Annotated in this window: 3 protein-coding genes and 1 pseudogene; 2 read left to right on the plus strand and 2 right to left on the minus strand. The window is 63.4% G+C overall.

What is annotated here, in order from left to right; all coding sequences use genetic code 11:
* Positions 1-289, minus strand: a 289-nt coding sequence (locus WAN71_RS11160; protein ID WP_422225383.1) for an AMP-binding protein, incomplete at its 3' end; no start/stop codon positions are given.
* A 200-nt stretch (positions 290-489) separates the two neighbouring features.
* On the opposite strand from WAN71_RS11160, the gene WAN71_RS11165 reads away from it, so the two are divergent.
* Positions 490-1239 carry a class I SAM-dependent methyltransferase gene (locus WAN71_RS11165; RefSeq protein ID WP_422225384.1) on the plus strand — a complete coding sequence of 250 codons (750 nt, stop codon included), beginning with the start codon at positions 490-492 and terminating at the stop codon, positions 1237-1239.
* Between the two features lie 20 nt (positions 1240-1259).
* Here WAN71_RS11165 and WAN71_RS11170 read toward each other — a convergent pair whose 3' ends face one another.
* Positions 1260-2348 carry a beta-propeller fold lactonase family protein gene (locus tag WAN71_RS11170; protein ID WP_422225385.1) on the minus strand — a complete coding sequence of 363 codons (1089 nt, stop codon included), beginning with the start codon at positions 2346-2348 and terminating at the stop codon, positions 1260-1262.
* Between the two features lie 603 nt (positions 2349-2951).
* Here WAN71_RS11170 and WAN71_RS11175 point away from each other — a divergent pair.
* Positions 2952-3256: pseudogene (locus WAN71_RS11175) on the plus strand (hypothetical protein); the annotation flags it as partial.

The raw sequence follows: 3256 nt of genomic DNA on the forward strand, positions 1-3256 counted from the left end.
GCCGGATGTTGAGCGTGTGCAGCACCGCGCCCATCGCCGGCACGGCCAGATACGCCGCCAGATGTTCGGCGTTGTTCCACATGAACGTGGCGACTCGCTGGTCGCCGTTGACGCCGACGCGCCGCAACGCGTTTGCCAGCGCAGCTACCTGCTGGCCGAGTTCGGCGTAGCTGGACTGGCGGTAACCGCTCCCGGTCGCGGTGGTGACCTTGCGTGCCCCGTGGACGCCCGACGCATGTCGCAGGATGGCGGTGATCGTCAATGGAAAGCTCTGCATCGTGCTCTGCATCGATGGACCGCCTTATGGTTCCGCCGCTTGCTGCCCGGGGCCGGCCCGCCGGACGCCCGCCCTCGTGGCGATCATGCCACGCCCGAATAATCGCCGTGGCGGCGATGTGGTCGCGGGGCCTGGTAGGCGTATCGCTGCCCTTACGGTTGAGCTAACCCTTCGACCGAGCGCTAAATCGACGAACGTTTTATCGTTGCAGGATGAGCCAGCCAGCACCGGTCGATCCCCGCCGCTACGAGAAGATGTATGGCGATCAGCAGTCCTCGCATGGCTTGCCGGCGGCCACACCGTGGGACATCGGCGGCCCGCAGCAGGTCGTACAGCAACTTGTCGCGCTGGGGGCGGTCAAGGGCGAGGTGCTTGACCCGGGTACCGGCCCGGGCCACCACGCCATCTTCTATGCGTCAAAGGGCTACTCGGCGACTGGTATCGACTCCTCCCCGACCGCGATCGAGCGCGCGAAGGAGAATGCGCTCAGAGCCGGAGTGTCGGTGAACTTCCAAGTGGCCGACGCGATCAAGCTGGAGGGTTTGGAGAACCGATTCGACACGGTCGTCGACTGCGCCTTCTACCACGTCTTTTCGGACTTGATGGAGGTGAAGCGGCTGTATGCGCGGGCTTTGCACCGGGCGACCAAGCCGGGAGCGCGTTTGTACATGTTCGAGTTCGGCCCCGGCGATGTCAACGGCTACGCTGCGCCGCGGTCGTTGTCCGAGGAGGACTTCCGGCAGGTGTTCCCCGACGCCGGCTGGGAGATCACGTATCTGGGCCCGACCACGTATCAGGTCAACGTCAGCGTGGAAGCCTTTGACATGATGATCGCGCGCAATCCCGATATGGCCGAGCAGATCAAGCCTGTCATGGAACGGTTCCGGTCGCTCCAGTCGTCGCTGAACGCCGGCCGCGTCCACGCCCCGTTTTGGGAGATGCACGCCACCCGCATCGACTGATCGGGTAGGAATCAGACGCCCTAGGCCAGCGTCGGCTCGAGTGCCAGCACGTCGGGGAACGTCCACTGGTGCGCAACGGTCGGTTCATCATTGGACGTGAGCCCGTCCAGCGGCGCGGTCGCCGAAGCGATCGCCAGGACGGTGACCGTGCCGGCGTAGTCGGCGATGTACAGCCGGCTGCCGTCCGGGCTTTCGATCGCGCACGCTGGCTGACCATTGATCGCGATGCCGCCGACGACGTCCTGCGTCGAGGTGGAGAGGACTGTCACGCTCTGGTCGCCGATCAGATAAGTGCGCTCACCGTCGCGGCTGATGGTCAATTGAGTGAGCAGCCCCGCGACGTCGCCAAACTTGTAGGTGTTGGTGACGGCGGCCGTACGGGTGTCTCGGATGTCCACGACGTCGAGAACCGTGCCGATGTCGGGAGCGTAGCTACCGACATAGGCGGTGGCGCCGTCCGGGCTGAGCGCGATATCCCGAATAGAGGAACCGATTTCGACGGTGTTCAGCACACCGCGCTGCCGCGTGTCGATCACCACAAGCTGTGCGGTGGATGCGCCATTGGCCGCGACGTAAAGCAGGCGGCCGTCCGGGCTCACCCGCACACACTCGGGGGTGGTGCCAGCGGTGGTCGCAATGCTGATCGCGTCGTCGTCACCCGTCCGGGTGTCGACGACGGCGACGTCGGCGCCGTTGACTGCGGCCCGGCTGGCGTAGACATGCCGCCCGTCCGGGCTGACCGCCACGTCGGTGACGCTGTATGCCAGCGGGTAGCTCGCAACGACCCGGTTGGCATCGGTGTCGAAGGCCAGAATCGAGTCATACGCCGCCGAAGCGCTGCTGACGTAGACGCGGCCCGCCGACGTTTCGGACATGGCGATGGCGAAGGGTTCGTCAATGTCGATAACCGTTTGCGCGACGGCGCAATTCGCGGTGTCGATCAGCGAGAAGCTGTCATCGCGGTAGTGGGTGACCATCAACCGGGCGCCGTCGGGACTGACGGCGATGCCGCTGACGGCACCACGTTCGATGGCGATTTCGGCGACTTTGGTGAAACCCGGGGCTGCTTCGAGCTCGCGAGGTTCGTTCGTACGGCTTACATCGCTCACAGTGGTACCAACCTCTACTCGTGGTCCGTGGTGGGCGGACGTTCGGCATCTGGGCGGTTAAACGCTTCGGGCGGTCCAATGCTTCCGCAGACCGCCAACCCAGATCCTTCGGATAGGCGCGTTGAGCGCAGCTTCCCGCCGAGTCTAGCGGTCGAATTTGCGCCAAAATAGGGCGACACGATGGATTGTTGCCCACGTCACGTCGGTAACTCAGGGAGTCCTTAGGCAATAACTGTGATCGGTGCGGCTCACTTTTAAATAGCAAAGGCAGTAGGCGGTTTTGCCAGGTGTTTCCCGTGTCAGCGCCAACCGAACACGGCCAAAAGGGGTGATGATTTAAAATAAGAGTTTCTTACCGCTCGCAGTTTAAACGAGGTGAAGGTCACATTCGAATAAGCCACTTTTAGCTTTCTCCAGCGCTTTTGACAGCACGCCCGTAGCGATCTACCTCCCTTCCTCCAGACCCCTGCGACCAGTTGAAGGATTGATCCGACCAACGACGGCACGACGACGCGGCGGCGAGCAAACGCATCTGGTGATCCACGTCCCACTGCCCAGCGTCGTCGAGATATCCCAGCAACCTAGCTGTAGGTTGGAAACGCGATGAACGACAACGACGTGCCGGGAGATGGCAGCGTGACTTCGCCTCCGCTGCACCACAAGGAGAGTCCGTTCTTCGCAGCAGACCGCGCCGCCTACTGGCGCCACCTTCGCGAGCTGGGCCCGGTGGTGAAAATAGACACCGGCGACCCGACGCTGCACGGCTACTATCTCACCCGTCGGGACGACGTGCGAGCGGCGTTGCTCGACCCGCAAACGTTCATGTCGCCGCCGAAAACCTTTGCGATTCAGTTGTTCGGCGCACCCCTTCCACAGGTGCCGCTGTCCTGCGGTACACGAGGGGAGCA

The sequence above is a fragment of the Mycobacterium sp. genome (genome assembly GCF_049280035.1).
GTDB lineage: Bacteria > Actinomycetota > Actinomycetes > Mycobacteriales > Mycobacteriaceae > Mycobacterium.